General features: G+C 66.9%; 14 protein-coding genes. 9 read left to right on the top strand and 5 right to left on the bottom strand.

Translation table 11 applies throughout. The features are described from left to right. The first annotated feature begins 2 nt into the window (after window positions 1-2). Genes VQ065_RS31180 through wbpZ form a run of 6 tightly spaced genes read left to right on the top strand, consistent with a single transcriptional unit; the run spans window position 3 to window position 7,140 of the window. Window positions 3-1,442 (top strand): mannose-1-phosphate guanylyltransferase/mannose-6-phosphate isomerase, encoded by a 1,440-nt coding sequence (locus tag VQ065_RS31180; RefSeq protein WP_003096889.1) that lies wholly within the window; start codon window positions 3-5, stop codon window positions 1,440-1,442. Continuing rightward, the gene (locus tag VQ065_RS31175; RefSeq protein WP_003096887.1) at window positions 1,442-2,239 is read left to right on the top strand and encodes an ABC transporter permease; all 798 of its coding nucleotides are present in this window, start codon (window positions 1,442-1,444) and stop codon (window positions 2,237-2,239) included. The genes VQ065_RS31180 and VQ065_RS31175 overlap by 1 nt, the downstream gene beginning before the upstream one ends. Next, window positions 2,239-3,504, top strand: coding sequence for an ABC transporter ATP-binding protein (locus VQ065_RS31170; RefSeq protein ID WP_003096884.1), 1,266 nt, complete (start codon window positions 2,239-2,241; stop codon window positions 3,502-3,504). Before VQ065_RS31175 ends, VQ065_RS31170 begins: the two co-directional genes overlap by 1 nt. Beyond that, a complete protein-coding gene (locus tag VQ065_RS31165; protein WP_003096882.1) occupies window positions 3,501-4,883 on the top strand; it encodes a glycosyltransferase family 4 protein in 1,383 nt (460 codons plus the stop codon). Before VQ065_RS31170 ends, VQ065_RS31165 begins: the two co-directional genes overlap by 4 nt. Further along, entirely contained in the window at window positions 4,867-5,994 is a 1,128-nt protein-coding gene (locus tag VQ065_RS31160; RefSeq protein ID WP_003096880.1) for a glycosyltransferase family 4 protein, read from the top strand. Before VQ065_RS31165 ends, VQ065_RS31160 begins: the two co-directional genes overlap by 17 nt. After that, a complete protein-coding gene (gene wbpZ, locus VQ065_RS31155) occupies window positions 5,995-7,140 on the top strand; it encodes a D-rhamnosyltransferase WbpZ (RefSeq protein ID WP_003096879.1) in 1,146 nt (381 codons plus the stop codon). A 55-nt stretch (window positions 7,141-7,195) separates the two neighbouring features. Here the strand turns inward: wbpZ and VQ065_RS31150 are convergent, their stop codons facing one another. The 4 genes from VQ065_RS31150 to uvrD all read right to left on the bottom strand — a co-directional run bounded on the left by VQ065_RS31150 (window position 7,196) and on the right by uvrD (window position 12,020). Beyond that, complete coding sequence (locus tag VQ065_RS31150; RefSeq protein ID WP_003096877.1) at window positions 7,196-7,399, bottom strand: DUF1127 domain-containing protein; 204 nt, start codon at window positions 7,397-7,399, stop codon at window positions 7,196-7,198. A 377-nt stretch (window positions 7,400-7,776) separates the two neighbouring features. After that, complete coding sequence (locus VQ065_RS31145; protein ID WP_003096875.1) at window positions 7,777-9,270, bottom strand: acetyl-CoA hydrolase/transferase family protein; 1,494 nt, start codon at window positions 9,268-9,270, stop codon at window positions 7,777-7,779. Window positions 9,271-9,367: 97 nt separating this feature from the next. Continuing rightward, the gene (locus VQ065_RS31140) at window positions 9,368-9,796 is read right to left on the bottom strand and encodes an EamA family transporter (RefSeq protein ID WP_003096873.1); all 429 of its coding nucleotides are present in this window, start codon (window positions 9,794-9,796) and stop codon (window positions 9,368-9,370) included. A gap of 37 nt (window positions 9,797-9,833) precedes the next feature. Continuing rightward, a complete protein-coding gene (uvrD, locus tag VQ065_RS31135) occupies window positions 9,834-12,020 on the bottom strand; it encodes a DNA helicase II (protein ID WP_003096872.1) in 2,187 nt (728 codons plus the stop codon). A 176-nt stretch (window positions 12,021-12,196) separates the two neighbouring features. Here uvrD and VQ065_RS31130 point away from each other — a divergent pair, with 176 nt between their 5' ends. Genes VQ065_RS31130 through VQ065_RS31120 form a run of 3 tightly spaced genes read left to right on the top strand, consistent with a single transcriptional unit; the run spans window position 12,197 to window position 18,034 of the window. Next, on the top strand, window positions 12,197-15,052 hold the full coding sequence (locus VQ065_RS31130; RefSeq protein WP_003096868.1) for a putative bifunctional diguanylate cyclase/phosphodiesterase: 2,856 nt from the start codon (window positions 12,197-12,199) through the stop codon (window positions 15,050-15,052). Between the two features lie 58 nt (window positions 15,053-15,110). Continuing rightward, window positions 15,111-17,312, top strand: coding sequence for a hypothetical protein (locus VQ065_RS31125; RefSeq protein WP_003162695.1), 2,202 nt, complete (start codon window positions 15,111-15,113; stop codon window positions 17,310-17,312). Next, window positions 17,309-18,034, top strand: coding sequence for a DUF3142 domain-containing protein (locus VQ065_RS31120; RefSeq protein ID WP_003096864.1), 726 nt, complete (start codon window positions 17,309-17,311; stop codon window positions 18,032-18,034). The genes VQ065_RS31125 and VQ065_RS31120 overlap by 4 nt, the downstream gene beginning before the upstream one ends. On the opposite strand, the gene trhP is transcribed toward VQ065_RS31120, so the two are convergent. Then, a complete protein-coding gene (gene trhP, locus VQ065_RS31115) occupies window positions 18,028-19,422 on the bottom strand; it encodes a prephenate-dependent tRNA uridine(34) hydroxylase TrhP (RefSeq protein WP_003096862.1) in 1,395 nt (464 codons plus the stop codon). The genes VQ065_RS31120 and trhP overlap by 7 nt on opposite strands. Window positions 19,423-19,500: the final 78 nt, after the last annotated feature.

The following is a 19,500-nucleotide window of genomic DNA, read 5'->3' as shown; positions in this document are numbered from 1 at the left end:
CCATGCTGATTCCCGTGGTGCTTTCCGGCGGCGCCGGTACCCGCCTTTGGCCGGTGTCGCGTGAAGGACAGCCGAAGCCGTTCATGCGCCTGCCCGATGGCCAGACCCTGCTGGGCAAGACCTACCGACGTGCCGCCGGGCTCCTGGCCGGGCATGGCGAAATCGTCACGGTGACCAACCGCGAGCATTACTTCCAGAGCAAGGACCAGTTCCAGGCGGCCCGCCTGGGGCGGCACCGGGGACATTTCATCCTCGAACCGACCGGGCGCAACACCGCTCCGGCGATTGCCGTCGCCGCCCTGGCGCTGCAAGCCGAACATGGCGACGCGGCGGTACTGGTGGTGATGCCGGCGGATCACCTGATCCGCAACGAGGAGGCCTTCCGCGAGGCGGTGGGGCATGCCGCGCGTCTAGCCGTCGCCGGGCACCTGGTTACCTTCGGCGTGGTGCCGGACGCAGCGGAAACCGGTTTCGGCTATATCGAGCTGGGCGACCGGCTGGACGAGCAGGGGGCGGCCAAGGTGCGCCGCTTCGTCGAGAAACCCGATGAGGAAACCGCCCGTCGCTACGTGGAAAGTGGCGGTTTCCTGTGGAACTCCGGGATGTTCTGTTTCACGGCCTCGACCCTGGTCGACGAGCTGGCGCAGCATGCCCCGGCCCTGCTGGAGCAGGCCAGGGCCTGCCTGGCCGCCAGTGCGGCGGTGAAGATGGCCGATGGCATCCAGCATGAGCTGGCGGGCGAAGCCTTCGCCGCGCTGCCGGACATTTCCATCGACTATGCGCTGATGGAGCGCTCCGCGCGGGTCGCCGTGGTGCCGGCGGCCTTCGACTGGAGCGATATCGGTTCCTGGGGCGCGATGAGCGCGCTGCTCGACGCGGACGCAGAGGGCAATCGCGGCAGCGGCGACACCCTGTTCGTCGACACCCGTAACACCTTCGTGCAGAGCGACGGGCGCCTGGTCGCCACGGTCGGGGTCGACGACCTGGTCGTGGTGGATACTTCCGATGCGCTGCTGATCGCCCGCGCCGACCGGGTCCAGGAGGTGCGCAGGGTGGTGCAGCGGCTGAAGGACGAGCGGCACGAGGCCTATCGGCTGCATCGGACCGTCAACCGTCCCTGGGGCAGCTATACCGTCCTCGAGGAGGGGCCGCGCTTCAAGATCAAGCGAATCGTGGTCAGGCCGGGAGAGCGCTTGTCGCTGCAGATGCACCATCACCGCAGCGAGCACTGGATCGTGGTGCAAGGCATGGCCAGGGTCACCAATGGCGATGGCGCGCGGCTGGTCAACAGCAACGAGTCGACCTACATTCCCGCGGGCCACCGGCATCGCCTGGAAAACCCGGGGGTCATCGACCTGGTGATGATCGAGGTGCAGAGCGGCGAATACCTGGGAGAGGACGACATCGTCCGCTTCGAGGACCAGTACGGCAGGGTGGTCTGATGCTTCTTGGCTTGTCTCGTTCCTTGTGGGGCTATCGTGGCTTCGTTCTCGGCAGCGTCAAGCGCGAGTTCCAGTCGCGCTACCGCGGGTCGCTGTTCGGCGCGTTGTGGACGGTGCTCAATCCGCTGTCGATGATCGTCGTCTACACGGTGATCTTCTCCCAGGTGATGCGCGCGCGCCTGCCGGGGGTCGACGACGGCCTGGCCTACAGCGTCTATCTCTGCGCCGGCCTGCTGACCTGGGGCCTGTTCGCGGAAATCACCTCGCGCAGCCAGAGCATGTTCATCGAGAACGCCAACCTGCTGAAGAAGATCAGCTTTCCGCGCATCTGCCTGCCGGTCATCGTACTGCTCAACGCCGGGGTCAATTTCGCCATCATCCTCGCCTTGTTCCTCGGCTTTCTCGCCCTCAGCGGGCGCCTGCCGGGCGCGGCATTGCTCGCGCTGGTGCCGCTGCTGGCGATCCAGGTGCTGTTCGCGGCGGGACTGGGGATGATCCTCGGGGTGCTCAACGTGTTCTTCCGCGACGTCGGCCAGTTGTTCGGCATCTGCCTGCAGTTCTGGTTCTGGCTGACGCCGATCGTCTATCCGATCGGCATCCTGCCCGAGGGTATCCGCTCGCTGATCGAACTCAACCCGATGACCGCGCTGATGCGCAGCTACCAGCAGCTGTTCCTCCACGGGCAATGGCCGGACTGGCCTTCATTGCTGCCGATCACCCTGCTGGCGCTGCTGCTGTGCGCGCTCGGCCTGCGTCTGTTCCGCCAGCGGGTCGGCGAAATGGTGGATGAACTCTGATGGGACAGATACGCGTATCCGGCCTCGGCAAGGCCTACAAGCAGTATCCCAATCGCTGGAGCCGGTTGTTCGAATGGCTGGTGCCTTTCAGCCCTCCGCGCCACCACCTGCACTGGATCCTGCGCGAGGTCGAGTTCACCATCGAGCCGGGCGAAGCGGTCGGCATCGTCGGGGTCAACGGCGCCGGCAAGAGCACCCTGCTGAAGATGATCGCCGGCACCACCCAGCCGACCTGCGGCGAGATCCGCGTGGCCGGCCGGGTCGCCGCGCTGCTCGAGCTGGGCATGGGCTTCCACCCGGACTTCACCGGCCGGCAGAACGTCTTCATGGCCGGGCAACTGCTGGGCATGCAGGTCGAGGAAATCCAGGCGCTGATGCCGGATATCGAGGCCTTCGCCGAAATCGGCGAGGCCATCGAGCAACCGGTGCGCACCTACTCCAGCGGCATGCAGATGCGCCTGGCGTTCAGCGTGGCGACTGCCCGGCGGCCGGACATCCTGATCGTCGACGAGGCCCTGTCGGTCGGCGATGCCTATTTCCAGCACAAGAGCTTCGAGCGCATCCGCAGTTTCCGCAAGGCCGGCACCACCCTGCTGATCGTTTCCCACGACCGCTCGGCGATCCAGTCCATCTGCGACTCCGCGATCCTCCTGGAGCAGGGACGGATGGCCATGCGCGGGCGGCCGGAAGAAGTGATGGACTACTACAACGCCCTGCTCGCCGAGCGCGAGGGGCAGACCGTGCGCCAGGAAATGCTCGCCGACGGCCAGGTGCGGACGATTTCCGGCACCGGCGAGGCAGCGATCCTCGACGTACGGATGGTCGACCAGCGGCAGCGCGCGCTGGAGGTGGTCGAGGTAGGCCAGGCGGTGACGCTGGAAGTCGAGGTCGAGGTTCGCCAGGACATCGAGCGGCTGATCCTCGGCTTCATGATCAAGGACCGCCTCGGCCAGCCGATGTACGGGATCAATACCCACCGCCTGGACAAGGCGCTCACCGACCTGAAGGCCGGCGAGCGCATCACCTACCGCTTCGCCTTCGACATGCGCCTGGGCAAGGGGCACTACTCGGTGGCGCTGAGCCTGTCGCGGCTGGACTCGCACCTGGACCGCAACTTCGAATGGCGCGACTACGGCCTGGTCTTCCATGTCATCAACAACCGCCAGGAAGACTTCGTCGGTTGCTCCTGGCTGGGCGCCGAAACCCATATCAGCCGCTCCGGCGAGGCGGCTCTGGACCCCACTTCCGCGGAGAGCACTCCATGACGCGTCTGTTGGTCGAATGCACCTATGTGTTCGAGCATCCCAAGGTCAATTCCGGTATTCAGCGGGTGGTGCGCAACGTCATCCGCGAGTTGCCGGAAGCCGACGAGACGGTGGAGTGCATCCCGGTGGCAATGCTCGACGGCACCCTGTATCAGGTCCACAGCCTGGCGCCGCTGGACCCGCGGCCGCATTCGCCGCTGGTACGCCTGCGCATCCTGGTGGAGCGAGCCGCCAACTACTTCTGGCTGGGCCAGCGCACCCTGGAAAAGCGCCGCCCGTTCCGTTCCTCGCCGTGGGCCCGGCGCCTTCTCTATGTAGCCTGCCGCCTGTTCGCCTTCGCCTTCCTCAGCATTCCGCTGCGCCTGCTCGACCGCATCCTCGGCAAGCAGCAGCCTGCACCCGTGCGCGCGACCCCGCTCGAACATCGGGCCGGCGACCAACTGGTCTTGCTGGACTCCTCCTGGCACGCCGATTTCTTCCCGCTGGCGGAACGCCTCAAGAGCGAGGGCGTGGGCATCGTCTCGGTGATCTACGACCTGATTCCCCTGACCCATCCGCAATTCTGCGATGCCGGACTGGTCAAGGTGTTCAACCACTGGTTCGACTGGATCGCGGCCACCGCCGACGGCTACGTCGCGATTTCCGAGACCATCCGCGACGAAGTGCGCGCGGAGATGCTGCGGCGCATCGGCCCGGAGAAGGTCGCGCAACGCTGGTTCGATTATTTCCACCTGGGTTCGGAGCTGGACCTGGTGGAGGACGGCGCCTCCGTCGAGCCCGATCTGCTGCGCATGTTCAAGGCCAAGGCGCCGGTATTCCTGATGGTCAGCACCATCGAGCCGCGGAAGAACCACGGTTACCTGCTGGATGCCTTCGAGCGTGCCTGGGCCCAGGGTTCGCAGGCGCGGTTGTGCATCGCCGGACGCATCGGCTGGAAGTGCGAGGCGCTGGTGGAACGGGTGCGGCAGCATCCGGAGCTGAACAAGCGCCTGTTCATGTTCAACGACCTCTCCGACAAGAGCCTGGAGTACGCATACTCCCATGCCGCATCGCTGGTCTTCCCGTCCTATGTGGAAGGTTTCGGCCTGCCGCTGGTGGAGGCCATGCAGCGCGGCCTGCCGGCGATGGGCAGCGACATCCCGGTGTTCCGCGAGATCGGCGGCGAATTCATGGCCTACTTCGACCTCGCCGATCCGCAGACCCTGGCGAACCTGGTCACCCGCTTCGAAGCCACGGGCGAGTTCCCGGCCGAGCGACCGGTCGGCGAATGGCGCTGGATCGGCTGGCACGAGGCGAGTCGGCAACTGATCGCGCGGATCCTGCTCGCCCTCGGCAAGGCCCCGGCGCATGGCGAGGCAGTACATGCGGATTGCGGTTAACGCGCGGATTCTCCAGGCGCCGCGGACCGGCATCGGGCATTACCTGGTCGAGTTGCTGGGCGCGTTGCAGGCGCACGCGGACTTCGAGTTTTCCCTGTTCCATGGCTGGGGCTGGAGCGGCGACCTGCCGGCGGCGGCGCTGCCCGGCTATTCGCGTCTGTCGCCCTGGCTGCGCAACCTGCCCGGAGCCTACCGGGCACGACGCTGGCTGGAGCAGCGGCGTTTCGATAGCGGTCGGCCGCCGGTCGATCTCTACCATGAGCCCAGTCTCTGGCCGCTGGACTTCGACGGGCCGATGCTGATGACCCTGCACGACCTGACCCACCTGCATTATCCGGCGACGCAACCCGCCGCCCGCTTGCGCGAAATAGAACGCCGGCTGGCGCGCGGGATGGAAAAGGCGCGGTTGATCCTGACCGACTCGCAGGCGATCGCCGACGAGGCGCAGGCGTATTTCGGCCTGCCGCGCGAGCGCTTCGTGGTGGCGCCCCTCGGCCATGCCGCGCGGTTCCGTCCGCGGGACCGGGAGTCCCTGCGCGAGCCCTTGCGCGCGCATGGCCTGGTGCCGCGCGGGTATTTCCTCTGCGTAGGAACCCTCGAACCGCGCAAGAACCTGTCGCTGGCCCTGCGCGCCCATGGGCAACTGCCGGCGGCGGTCCGCCAGCGTTTTCCGCTGATGATCGTCGGCATGCCGGGATGGGAAAGTCGCTCGCTCGACGACGAACTGCGCCAGGCGCTGGCTTCGGGAACGGTGCGGCTGCTCGGCTACCTGCCGGACGAGCGGGTCGCCGAGTTGATGTCGGGCGCTCGGGCGCTGGTCTTCTCCTCGATCTACGAAGGCTTCGGCCTGCCTGTGCTGGAAGCCATGGCCAGCGGCACGCCGGTATTGCTCACGCGACTCTCCGCAATGCCGGAGGTGGCCGGCGAGGCGGGCAGCTATATTGACCCGGATGATGCCAATGGGCTATCTGACATGCTGGTCCGCATGACCGAGGATACCGTCTACTGGGAGTGCTGCCGGGAAGCCGGCCTGCGACGGGCGGAGCAGTTTTCCTGGAAGCGTTGCGCGAATCTCACCGCTGCAGCCTATCGTCGTGCCGTGGAGGGCTGAATGCGGGTACTGCACTTCTACAAGACCTACCTGAGCGAAACGGTAGGCGGGATCGAACAGGTGATCTTCCAGCTTTGCGAGAGCAGCGGGCCGTGGGGGATCGACAACCACGTCCTGACCCTGAGCAGCGACCCGCATCCGCCTGTCGTGCCCTTCGGCGGACATGTGGTGCATCGCGCCAGGCTCGACCTGCAGCTCGCCTCCACCGGTTTTTCCCTGAGCGTGTTCAAGCAGTTCCGCGAGCTGGCGGCAGAGGCGGACGTGGTCAACTACCACTTCCCCTGGCCGTTCATGGACCTGGTGCATTTCCTCACCGGTATGAACAAGCCGAGCGTGGTCACCTACCATTCGGACATCATCCGCCAGCGCGTCCTGTTGAAACTGTACCGGCCGCTGATGAGTCGTTTCCTCCACAGCGTGGATCGCATCGTCGCAGCCTCGCCCAACTACTTCAGTACCAGCGACGTGCTCCGCCAGTACCGGGAAAAGACCCGGGTGATCACCTACGGCCTGGACAAGGACGGCTACCCGAAGCCTGCGGCACAGCGTCTGGAGCACTGGCGAGAGAAACTCGGGCCGCGGTTCTTCCTGTTCGTCGGGGTGATGCGCTACTACAAGGGCCTGCATATCCTGCTGGATGCGTTGCAGGGCACCGATTACCCGGTGGTGATCGTCGGTGCCGGGCCGTTGCAGGCCGAGCTGTATGCCCAGGCCGCGGCGCTGGGGTTGCGCAACGTGCACTTCCTCGGGCGGGTGGACGACGAGGACAAGGTCGCCCTGCTGCAACTCAGCTACGCCATGGTCTTTCCGTCGCACCTGCGTTCCGAGGCGTTCGGCATCTCCCTGCTGGAGGGCGCGATGTACGGCAAGCCGATGATCTCCAGCGAGATCGGCACCGGCACCAGCTACATCAATATCCATGGCGAGACCGGCCTGGTCGTGCCGCCCAGCCAGCCGGCCGCGTTTTGCCAAGCGATGCGCTGGCTCTGGGAGCATCCGCAGCAGGCGGAGGAAATGGGCAGGAACGCGGAGGCCCGCTATCGGCAACTGTTCACCGCCGAAGAGATGGGGCGTCGCTGGAGCGAGCTGTACCGTGAACTGCTGGAGGAAAAGGCTTCTTCCAGATACGTGAAGGCCGCTCGGTAAGGAGCGGCCTACGGTACAGTTCAGGCTGGGCCGAACCGGGGCGTTACAGTATCGCTTAGCGCCAGAACGGCTTGTTCAGCTCGGCGTAGCGCTGGGCTTCGCTGATGCCGGCGTCGGCGAGCAGGCGGGAGTCCAGGCGGGCCAGCTGGCGACGGCTCTGGATGCGGCGCTGCCACAGTTTCATGGTGCCCAGCAGGCTGCTGCTGCGGCGGTTGGAGCGAGCGATGTCGAAAGTGTTGGAACCGAGGGTACGTTCCATGATGTGTCGATCCTTCCCACTTGTGGTGGGTAGTCAGGTTGCTAGTGATTAACTGAGCAATATGATCTGACTAACAGGTCAACAAGAATAGGAACAGTTGCGGAGAATTGCGTTGGATCACCGGGGTGTGTTTCCGAACTGTATGGGTTGTTTCGGTGCGTAACTGTACCGCTCTGCACCGTCATGGTGCGTTACCGAAAGAAACAACGAAGTGTTACAGCAGGAAAAGCGGAAGGGCCGAGTCGGCGTGTTGCGATGGCGGCAAGAGAAAAGGCCGCCGAAATATGTTTTTACGTGGTTTTTTCTGCCCTGTCCAGACGCCCGGAAGAATTAATCGTCCGGGCGCTGGAAATAGTTGCGGATGAAACGGTTCAGCCTCAGCCGGCCAGCATGTGTCCGCGTTCTTCCAGGTTCAGGTGCCAGGCCAGCGCCTCGCGCAACAGATGCGGCGTGTGGCCGCCTTTCGCGCAAGCCGCCTCGAAGTAGTCCAGCAGCGGTGCCTGGTAGGACGGGTGGACACAGTTCTCGATGATCACCCGGGCCCGTTCGCGAGGCGCCAGGCCGCGCAGGTCGGCGAGGCCCTGCTCGGTGACGAGGATGTCGACGTCGTGCTCGGTGTGGTCGACGTGGCTGACCATCGGCACCACGCTGGAAATGTTGCCGCCCTTGGCGATCGACTTGGTGACGAAGATCGCCAGGTGCGCGTTGCGGGCGAAGTCGCCGGAGCCGCCGATGCCGTTCATCATCTTGGTGCCGCCGACGTGGGTCGAGTTGACGTTGCCGTAGATGTCGAACTCCAGCGCCGTATTGATGCCGATGATGCCCAGGCGACGGACCACCTCGGGGTGGTTGGAGATTTCCTGCGGGCGCAGCACCAGCTTGTCCTTGTAGCGCTCCAGGTTACCGAACACGTCGGCGTTGCGCCGCGGCGACAGGGTGATCGAGCTGCCCGAGGCGAAGCGCAGCTTGCCGGCGTCGATCAGGTCGAAGGTCGAGTCCTGCAGCACTTCGGAGTACATGGTCAGGTTCTCGAACGGCGACTCGATCAGGCCGCACATCACCGCGTTGGCGATGCTGCCGATACCGGCCTGCAGCGGGCCGAGGCTGTTGCTCATGCGCCCGGCGTCGACCTCGCGCTTGAAGAAATCGATCAGGTGGTTGGCGATGGCCTGGGTCTCGCCGTCCGGCGGCAGCACGGTGGATGGCGAGTCCGGCTGGTCGTTGATGACGATGGCGACGATCTTCTCCGGCGGGATCGGGATCGCCGTGCTGCCGATGCGGTCGTCGACGCGGGTCAGCGGGATCGGCGTGCGGGTCGGCCGGTAGGTCGGGATATAGATGTCGTGCAGGCCTTCCAGGTTGGTGCTGTGGGCCAGGTTGATCTCGACGATGACCTGCTTGGCGAAGATCGCGAAGCTCGCCGAGTTGCCCACCGAGGTGGTCGGCACGATGTGGCCCTGCTCGGTGATCGCGGCGGCTTCGATGACGGCGATGTCCGGCAGCTTCAGCTGGTGGTTGCGCAACTGCTCGACGGTTTCCGAGAGGTGCTGGTCGATGAACATCACTTCGCCGGCGTTGATCGCCTTGCGCAGGGTGCTGTCGACCTGGAACGGCATGCGCCGGGCGAGCACGCCGGCCTCGGTGAGCTGCTTGTCGAGGTCGTTGCCGAGGCTGGCGCCGGTCATCAGGCTGATACGCAGCGGACGTTCCTTGGCGCGCATGGCCAGCGCCTGGGGTACGGCCTTGGCCTCGCCGGCGCGGGTGAAACCGCTCATGCCGACGGTCATGCCGTCCTGGATCAGGTCGGCGGCTTCGGCCGCACTCATCACCTTGTCGAGCAGGGAGGGCAGGCGCACGCGATCACGGTACATGGAACGAACCTCAGACGACGAATTATTAGAGGCCGCCAGTCTAGGGTTTCCGCGATTTTTCGCCTTTATACCAAGGTCGAAGCGCCATTCAGCGGGCTTATGGGCGGATTGCCAGGACCACCACGCCCGCTGTCACCAGGGCTACGCCGAGCCATTGGCGCAGGTCCAGGCGTTCGCCGAGGAAGGCCACGCCGAGCAGTGCCACCAGCACCACGCTGAACTTGTCCAGCGGCGCCACTAGCGACGCCGGGCCGAGCTTGAGGGCGCGGAAATAGCAGATCCAGGAGGCACCGGTGGCCAGCCCGGAGAGCACCAGGAACAGCCAGCTGCGCGGCGGGATGCTGCCCGGGGCCTGGAACTTGCCCAGGACCGCGAGGATGCCGCCGAGGGTGACGAGGATCACCAGGGTGCGGATGAAGGTGGCGAAGTCCGAATCGACCCGGTCGAGGCCGATCTTGGCGAAGATCGCGGTCAGCGCGGCGAACAGCGCCGAAAGCAGTGCCCAGAAGGCCCAGGATGCCAGCATGTCGTCCTCCTCCGGGCCTTCTCCACCGGCTGCGCCGCTACAGGGCTTCCAGCTTGGCGTAGCCGAGCATCAGCCACTTGCTGCCTTCGCTCTCGAAGTTCACCTGCACCCGGGCCTGGGCGCCGGCGCCTTCGAAGTTGAGGATAGTCCCTTCGCCGAACAGCGCGTGGCGCACCCGCTGGCCGAGGGAGAAGGGCGTCTCCGGCACCCCGGCGCCGCTGAAGAGGTTGCCGCCGGCACTGCGCGAGGTGCCGCCGTAGGGGCGGCTGACGGTATTGGACAGGCGCACTTCCTGGATCAGCGCCGGCGGGATCTCGCGGATGAAGCGCGAAACCTTGTTGTAGGTCTCGCTACCGTAGAGCCGGCGGGTCTCCGCGTAGGTCAGGACCAGTCGCTGCATGGCGCGGGTGACGCCGACGTAGGCCAGGCGGCGTTCCTCTTCCAGGCGGCCGGATTCCTCCAGGCTCATCTTGTGCGGGAACAGCCCTTCCTCCATGCCGACCAGGAACACCAGCGGGAACTCCAGGCCCTTGGCGCTGTGCAGGGTCATCAGCTGGACACTGTCCTCGTGGGCGTCGGCCTGGGTTTCCCCGGCCTCCAGGGAGGCGTGGCTGAGGAAGGCCTGCAGCGGGGTGAGGTCTTCCTCTTCCTCGCTGTTCTCGAAGGCGCGGGCGGCGCTGACCAGTTCCTCGAGGTTCTCCACCCGGGCCTGGCCTTTCTCGCCTTTTTCTTCCTTGTGGTAGCTGATCAGTCCGGACTGCTCGATCACCGTCTGGGTCATCAGGTGCAGCGGCATGTCCATGACCTTCGCCGAAAGATTCTCGATCAGCTCGACGAAGCCGGTCAGGGCGCTGGCGGCGCGGCCGGGCAGGACCTTGTTGGCGATCATCAGGCGGATCGCCTCCCACATCGACACATCGTTGCCGCGGGCGAATTCGCGGATGCTCTCCACGGTCTTCTCGCCGATGCCGCGTGCCGGCACGTTGACCACCCGTTCCAGCGCCGCGTCGTTGCCGCGGCCGTCGAGCAGGCGCAGGTAGGCCATGGCGTTCTTGATCTCGGCACGCTCGAAGAAGCGCTGGCCGCCGTAGATGCGGTAGGGAATCTTCTCCCGCAGCAGGGCTTCCTCCAGCACCCGCGACTGGGCGTTGGAGCGGTAGAGGATGGCGATCTCGCTGCGCGCCAGGCCGCCCTTGAGCGCGCTCTCGATCGACTCGACCACGTAGCGCGCCTCGTCGTGCTCGTTGAACGCGGCGTACAGGCTCAGCGACTCGCCGTCCTCGCCGTCGGTCCACAACTCCTTGCCCAGGCGTCCCTGATTGTTGGCGATCAGGGCGTTGGCGGCCTTGAGGATCGACGCGGTGGAACGGTAGTTCTGCTCCAGGCGGATCACCTCGGCGTCGGCGAAGTCGTCGCTGAACTGCTGGATGTTCTCGATCCGTGCGCCACGCCAGCCGTAGATCGACTGGTCGTCGTCGCCGACCACCATCAGGCTGTCGCCGCCCTTGGCGAGAATCCGTAGCCAGGCGTACTGCACGGCGTTGGTGTCCTGGAACTCGTCCACCAGGATATGGCGGAAGCGCCGCTGGTAGTGCTCGAGCACGCCGGGATGGTCGCGCCAGAGGTCCAGGGCGCGCAGCAGCAGCTCGGAGAAGTCGATCACCCCGGCGCGGGCGCAGGCCGCCTCGTAGGCTTCGTAGATCTTCAGCATGGTGGCGAGGAACAGGTCGCCGCCGGGCTGGATGTGTTGCGGCCGCAGGCCCTCGTCCTTCTGCCCGTTGATGAACCACTGGGCCTGGCGCGCCGGCCAGCGCTGCTCGTCGAGGCCGAGTTCGCGGATCACCCGCTTGACCAGGCGTTGCTGGTCGTCGCTGTCGAGGATCTGGAAGTTCTCGCTCAGCCCGGCCTCGCGCCAGTGCGCGCGCAGCAGGCGATGGGCGAGGCCGTGGAAGGTGCCGACCCACATGCCCGCCGGATTGATCCCGAGCAACTGCTCGATGCGGTGGCGCATCTCCGCCGCCGCCTTGTTGGTGAAGGTCACCGACAGGATGCTGTAGGGCGAGGCGTGCTCGACCTGGATCAGCCAGGCGATCCGGTGCACCAGCACGCGGGTCTTGCCCGAGCCGGCGCCGGCGAGGACCAGTTGGCGGCCCAGCGGCGCGGCCACGGCCTGGCGCTGCGGGTCGTTGAGGGAGTTCAGCAGGAGGGAGAGGTCGTCGTTCATCGCGGCATTCTACCGGGGCGGGGAAAAGCCGGGCAAACCGGGCCGCCATGCGGCGCAGGCCGGCGCAGCGTCGGGCCTGGCTGCGGAAAAATGCTCTATCCCGGCCTTGGGCAGCCTGCCCCTGCTCGGTTATGCTCCGGCCACTTCAAGGCAAACCACTACAAGAACAAGCGCCTATGACCGTCCATGTCGAGCCCTTGGCGCTGCCGGGCGGCAGCACCGATGTACTGCGGCTCTACGCCCGCGAAATCGCCATCGAGCGTACCCGGCTCCTTTATCTCGGCTCGCGCACGCCGACCCTGCTCATGCTGCTCGGCGGCGTGACCAGCGCCTGCCTGGTGTGGGGCAAGGTCAGCAGCTGGCTGCTCGGCGGCTGGCTGGTCTGGCTGGTGTTGCTCGCCGTCCTGCGCCTGCTGCAGGTCGCCGCCTTCCAGCAGGCCGACAGCCGTCGCCAGGCCAGCCGCCACTGGCGGCGGACCTTCCTGTGCGGCGCCGGCGCCTCGGGCCTGACCCTGGCGTTCGCGGTGATCATGCTGGTCCCGGCCGATGCCTTCCTCCAGCAGGTGCTGGTGTTCGGCCTGGTGGCGGCGGCGATCCTCTCCGCCAGCGTCGCCTATGCGGTGAGCCTGCCGGCCTTCCTCACCTTCGCCTTGCCGGGCCTGCTGCCATCCATCGTTTTCCTGCTGTTGCAGCCGCATAGCCTGTTGCAGGGCTGGGGCGTGCTCGGCCTGATCCTGCTGGTGGCGCTGCTGGTGGTCGCCGGGCAGATTCACCGGCTGGTGCAGGGCGCGCTGCTGCGACGCTTCCAGACCCAGGCGCTGAACCTGCACCTGGAACGCGTCAACGCCGAGGCCGAAGCGCTCAATCGCAAGCTCGCCCAGGAGGTCGGCCAGCGGCGCCTGGTCGAACGCGAGCTGCGCGCCGCCCGCGACGCCTTGCAGCGCCGGGTGGAGGCGCGCACCGAGGAGCTTGGCGCGACCAGCCAGGCGCTCAGCCAGAGCGAGGCGCGCCTGGCCATGGCCCTGGAGGCCAGCGAACTGGGGTTGTGGGACTGGGACCTGGAGAGCGGCCGGGTCCAGCATTCCTATCTCGAGGCGGTCTTCAGCGACGCCGGGGACGGTCCCGAGGACTATCGCAGGCTGATCGAAAGCATCCACCCCGGCGACCTGCCGCGCATCCGTCGCGCCCTCGCCGAACATCTCAAGGGGCGCAGCGAGCTGTACCGGGTGGAGTACCGCGTGCGCGACCGGGAGGGCGGCTGGCGCTGGCTGGAGGATCGTGGCCGGGCCATGGCTCGCGACCCGCGGGGACGGGTGACGCGGATGCTCGGCACGCGCAGCGACATCAGCGCGCGCAAGCGCCTGGAAGAGCAGCAGCAACTGGCCGCGACAGTGTTCGAGGCGGCCAGCGAGAGCATCGTGATCCTCGATCCGGCCTACAACCTGCTGGCGGTCAACCAGGCCTTCAGTCGCATCACCGGCTATCGCCGCGAGGACGTGGTCGGGCGCAACGCCAGCCTGCTGGTGAATACCCCCGAGGCCCAGCGCCACTACCGGCAGATCCGCGCCGAGCTGCGCCAGCACGGGCAGTGGCAGGGCGAACTGGTGGATACGCGGAAGAATGGCGATCCCTATCCCCAATGGCTGCAGCTCAACCTGCTGCGCGACGGCAATGGCGAGGCGACCCACATCGTCGGTTTCTTCACCGATCTCAGTGCCCGCCGCGACGTCGAGGAGCGCCTGCGTCACCTGCTGCACTACGACGAACTGACCGGCCTGGCCAACCGCCGGTTGTTCCGCGAGCGGCTGCACGAGGCGGCCCAGCGGGCGCGCCAGGAGGAGGGCGGGCTGGCCCTGCTGCTGATCGACCTGGACCGCTTCAAGCTGCTCAACGACAGCCTCGGCCACGAGGTCGCCGACCAGTTGCTCAGGGAGATGGCCCAGCGCCTGCGGCGCACCGCGCCGGAAGCCAACACCCTGGCGCGTCTGGCCGGCGACGAGTTCGCCATTCTCCTCGATGGCGGCACCGGCACCGCGGCCCTGTCGCGCCTGGCCGAACGCCTGCTGGTCCAGTTGCGCCAGCCGGTGAGCGTGCTCGGCCACGAGTTGATCCTCGGCGCCTCGCTGGGGATCAGCCTGTTTTCCGAGCAGGCACGGGAAATCTCCGTGCTGATGAGCCAGGCGAACCTGGCGATGCAACATGCCAAGCAACTCGGCGGCAATACCTTCCAGTTCTTCCGCGACAACCTGCAGGACAGCACCCTCGAACGCCTGCGCCTGGAAACCCGGTTGCGCAAGGCGGTCGAGGAGGGCCAGCTGGACGTGCATTACCAGCCCAAGCTGTGCCTGGCCAGCGCCCGCCCGGACTCGGTCGAGGCGCTGGTGCGCTGGCACCATCCGGAGGAGGGCATGATCCCGCCGTCGACCTTCATCGGCCTCGCCGAGGAGTGCGGGTTGATCGGCGAGATCGGTGAATTCGTCCTGCGCCGGGCCTGCCTGCAGGCCGCCGAGTGGAGCCAGCGGGGCCTGAACCTGCGGGTCTCGGTGAACCTCTCGGTCCACCAGTTGCGCCAGGGCGACCTGCTCGACGTAGTGCGCTCGGCGCTTGCCGACAGCGGCCTGCCGGCGGCGCAACTGGAGCTGGAGTTGACCGAAAGCCAGTGGCTGGACGCCCTCGATAGTGTCCTGGCGACCTTCCGCCAGTTGCGCGAGATGGGGGTGAAGCTATCGGTCGACGACTTCGGCACCGGCTATTCCTCGCTCAGCTACCTGAAGCGCCTGCCGCTGGACTACCTGAAGATCGACCAGTCGTTCGTCCGCGACCTGACCCAGAACAGCGAGGATGCGGCGATCATCCGGGCGATCATCGCCATGGCCCACAGCCTCGACCTGAAGGTGGTCGCCGAAGGCGTGGAAACCATCGAACAGCGGGACTTCCTGGTGGCCCAGCGTTGCGACGAGCTGCAGGGCTACCTGATCGGCCGGCCGTTGCCGGCCCATGCCCTGGAGGAAGGTTTGCGCCAGGCTCGTTGAACGCGATCCGGCGGAGTATGCTGTAGCACTTTCGACTCCCACGAATTAAGGACGATTCATGCGCTCGAAGCCGCTTCTTCCCGCCCTCCTGCTGGTGGGCGCCGGTCTCTCCCCGCTGGCCCAGGCCAGCAGCGACGACTCCTGCTATCCCGATTGGTCGCTGGTCGGCGGCGGTGTCTGCGATACCCTGCCGTTCCTCGCCCCGGGCAACGACACCCGCGCCAACCTGCGCCTGCTGCTGGCCGACGCCGGCCACTGGCGGCTGGTGGAGGCGCCGCCGTCGGAGGAAGAGAAGCTCGAAGGCTACGGCCTGGTACCGTTCGGCCTGTTCCGCCTGCTGCCCGGCGACGGCAGCCAGCCGCCCGCGCTGCCGGCGGCGAGCGAGGCCGAGACACCGCCGCCTGCGCCAGCGCCCTCGCCGCTCGCCGAACTGGCCCGGCAGATGGGCGCCGAAGCGCTACCGGAAAAGATCGCCGGCGCCGAATTCTTCGAGGGCGAGGGCAGCCGCTGCCGCAGCAACGACCAGGACAGCGCGCTGGCGTTTCTTCGCCAGGTGCGTGACGCCGGGCTGGGCGAGGCGGAGACCAAGGCCCTGGCCAACAGCCGCCTGGACCTGCTCGGTGCCTGCGGCTGGGAACAAGAGGAACTGGGCGGTGTGCTCGCGCAAGGCGTCGAGTCGGCCGCAGGCAAGGCCTTCGCCACGTACCTGGAGGCTGCGGCCAACTTCTACAGCGGTCGCTTCGACGAAGCCGAACAGGGCTTCAAGGCGTTGCAGGACGTGTCGCAGCCCTGGCTGAAGGAAACCGCCCTGTACCTGCAGGCGCGCACCCTGCTCAACGCCGCCCAGCAGAACGCCTTCGACGACATGGGCTTCCCCGAGCTGCAGAATGTCGACAAGGCTCGCCTGGAACAGACCCGCAGCGCCCTCGAGGCCTACCTGCAGGCGTATCCGAAGGGGCTCTACGCCGCCTCGGCCAAGGGCTTGCAACGGCGCGTGCACTGGCTGGCCGGCGACCAGAAGCTGCTGGCCCAGGACTATGCCGCGCAATTCGCCGAAGCCGAGCAAGGGCAGCGCAACATGGCCCTGGAAGACCTGGTCCAGGAGGTCGACAACAAGCTCCTGACCGGTATCCAGCTCGGCGACATCCAGACTCCGCTGCTGCTGGCGGTGGCCGACCTGGTGCAGATGCGCGCCCACGATCCGTCGACCCCGCGCAGCTTCACCTGGGAAACGCTGCAGGCCCAACAGGCCAGCTTCGCCGCGCATCCCGAACTGTTCGCCTACCTGCAGGCGGCCTATCGCTTCTATGTCGACCAGGACCCGGCGAAGACCCTCGAAGCGCTGCCGCAAAAGGTCGGCAGCCTCGACTACGTCGGCTTCAGCCAGCAGACCCTGCGCGGGCTGGCGCTGGAGCAGCAGAAGGACTGGAAAGCCGCCGAGGCGCTCTGGCTGGAACTGTTGCCGCAGGCCGCGCAGCCGTACCAGAAGGGCCAGTTGCAGCTGGCCCTGGCGCTCAACTACGAGCGCAGCGGCCAGTTGGAAAAGGTCTTCGCCGAAGGTTCGCCGGTCCAGGAGCCGCTGCTGCGCAGCATCCTCCTGCGCAACGTCGCCGACGCCGCGCTGTTGCGCCGCCAGGCCAAGCAGGGCGCGACGGCGGAAGAGCGCGATACCGCGCTGTTCACTCTCCTTTACAAGGACCTGCGCCGCAGCCGCTTCGCCGACTTCGGCAAGGACTTCGCGCTGCTCGGCGAAACCCCCTCGCAGACCAAGCTGGGCACCAGCCTCGGCTATGTCTACGGCGCCGGTAACAGCCTGGAGCTGTTCCGCTGGAAGGGCGACAAGGCCGAGTCCGGCTACGTTTGCCCGGCCATCGCCGAGTCGGCCGCGGCGCTGGCCGCCGATGACAAGGACCCGAAGGGCCTGAACTGCCTGGGCGAATTCATCCTGCGCAACGGTCTCGACGGCATGCCGCTGGACAGCCAGCCCGAGGCCAACGAGCTGGGCGGCACCCCGAGCGGCTTCAAGGGCGAGGTGTACTCCCGGCTGGATGGCTATCGCCTGGTCATGGACAACCCCAAGGCTCCGCGCGAAGACAAGGCCTACGCGCTGTTCCGCGCGATCAACTGCTTCGCCCCGGCCGGCTACAACACCTGCGGCCAGCAGGACATCCCGCAGGCCGAGCGCAAGCAATGGTTCCGTACGCTCAAGTCGACCTACGCCGACAGCTCCTGGGCCAAGGAACTGAAGTACTACTGGTGAGGCGCTGGCGAGCCTGGCTGGCGGGCCTGTTGCTGGGCCTGCCGCTGTTGCCGTCCGTCGAGGCCGCGGTGCGCGCCGAGGACTACGGCGCCTTCTGGCTGTGGAGCGGCGTCGCGCCGCAGCCGGTGCTGGCGCGGGCCGAGACGCTGTACATCCTGCAGGGACAGATCAGCCAGTCGCGCCGGCGCCCCGGCGAGGGCGTGCGGCTGATCGCCCAGGGCATCTCGGTGCCACGCCTGGCGCGGGGCGAGGTCTGGGTGGTGTACCGCGCCCATACCCTGCGCTGGACGCCGCAGATCTACCAGGCCGTGCTGAACCAGGTGCAGCGCTGGAAGCGTGCCGGCAACCCGGTGGTCGGCATCCAGATCGACTTCGATGCGCGTACCCGCTACCTCGACGAGTACGTCGATTTCCTCCGCGACCTGCGCCGGCGCCTGCCCCGCGAATACCGCTTGAGCATCACCGGGTTGCTCGACTGGGGCAGCAACGCCGAGCCGGCGGCGATCAACCGGCTCAAGGGCGTGGTCGACGAAGTGGTGGTGCAGACCTACCAGGGGCGTCACAGCATTCCCAACCACGCCGCCTACCTCCCGCGGGTCAGCCGCCTGCAGCTGCCGTACCGGATCGGCCTGGTCCAGGGCGGCGACTGGCAAGCCCCCGACTACCTGGAAAAGAGCCCCTGGTTCAGGGGCTACGTGGTGTTCCTGCTCAACCCTCAGTGAGCGCAGCCGCAAGCGCCCTTGCCGGCACACCCGCCGCTGCGTTCGGCCTGCGGCTGGCGGGTATCCTGGCCGGGCTGGAGATCGCGCATCAGTAGCGCGTAGCGCAGGTCCAGGCCTTCCGGCAGCGCCAGGTAGACCACGTGGCCATTGCCCGGCGCCACCTCGATGGCCTCGCCGGCGGCGTTGCGCAGGTCCTCCACGCGCAGGCTCAGGTTGCCTCGCGGAGTCATCAGTTCGACGCTGTCGCCGCGTTGGAAGCGGTTCTTCACCTCCACCTCGGCCAGTCCGTCGCGGCGTTCGCCGGTGAGTTCGCCGACGAACTGCTGGCGCTCGGACAACGAATGGCCGTGCTGGTAGTTCTGGTACTCGTCGTGCACGTGGCGGCGCAGGAAGCCCTCGGTGTAGCCGCGGTGGGCGAGGGACTCCAGGGTGTCCATCAGGCCGCGGTCGAACGGCTTGCCGGCCGCCGCGTCGTCGATCGCCTGGCGGTAGACCTGGGCGGTGCGCGCCACGTAGTAGTGGGATTTGGTGCGGCCCTCGATCTTCAGCGAGTGCACGCCGATCCGCGCCAGCCGCTCGACGTGCTGCACGGCGCGGAGGTCCTTGGAATTCATGATGTAGGTGCCGTGTTCGTCCTCGAAGGCGGCCATCGGTTCGCCGGGACGGTTGCCTTCCTCGAGGAGGAACACCTGCTCGGTCGGCGCGCCGCGTCCCAGGGTCGGCTCCCGCGCCACCACGTTGCCCAGCTCGTCCTCGCGGCCCTCCACCGCCTTGTATTCCCAGCGGCAGGCATTGGTGCAGGTGCCCTGGTTGGGGTCGCGGCGGTTGATGTAGCCGGACAGCAGGCAGCGCCCGGAATAGGCCATGCACAAGGCGCCGTGGACGAACACTTCCAGCTCCATGTCCGGCACCTGCTGGCGGATTTCCTCGATCTCCTCCAGCGACAGCTCGCGGGAAAGGATCACCCGGGTCAGGCCCTGCTGCCGCCAGAATTGCACCGCGGCCCAGTTCACCGCGTTGGCCTGCACCGACAGGTGGATGGGCATCTGCGGGAAATGCTGGCGAACCAGCATGATCAGGCCGGGATCGGACATGATCAGCGCATCCGGACCCATGGCGACCACCGGCTCCAGGTCGCGCAGGAAGGTTTTCAGCTTGGCGTTGTGCGGGGCGATGTTGACCACCACGTAGAAGCGCTTGCCAAGTGCGTGGGCCTCGGCGATGCCTTCGGCCAGTTGGGCGTGGTCGAAATCGTTGTTGCGCACCCGCAGGCTGTAGCGCGGCTGCCCGGCGTAGACGGCATCGGCGCCGTAGGCGAAGGCATAGCGCATGCTTTTCAGGGTGCCGGCGGGGCACAGCAGTTCGGGGCGGAGGGTGGTGGCGGTCATGGTTCGGGCTCGCAACGACGTGGGCGCGCGACTCTAGCCGAGCGCGCGCCGGGCGATCCTGAGCCGGATCAATGTCCG

This window comes from Pseudomonas sp. KBN10P06128, from assembly GCF_037574945.1.
Lineage (GTDB): Bacteria > Pseudomonadota > Gammaproteobacteria > Pseudomonadales > Pseudomonadaceae > Pseudomonas > Pseudomonas aeruginosa.
The sequence above is the reverse complement of the archived record's forward strand: the minus strand, read 5'-3'. Positions and strand labels throughout refer to the sequence as shown.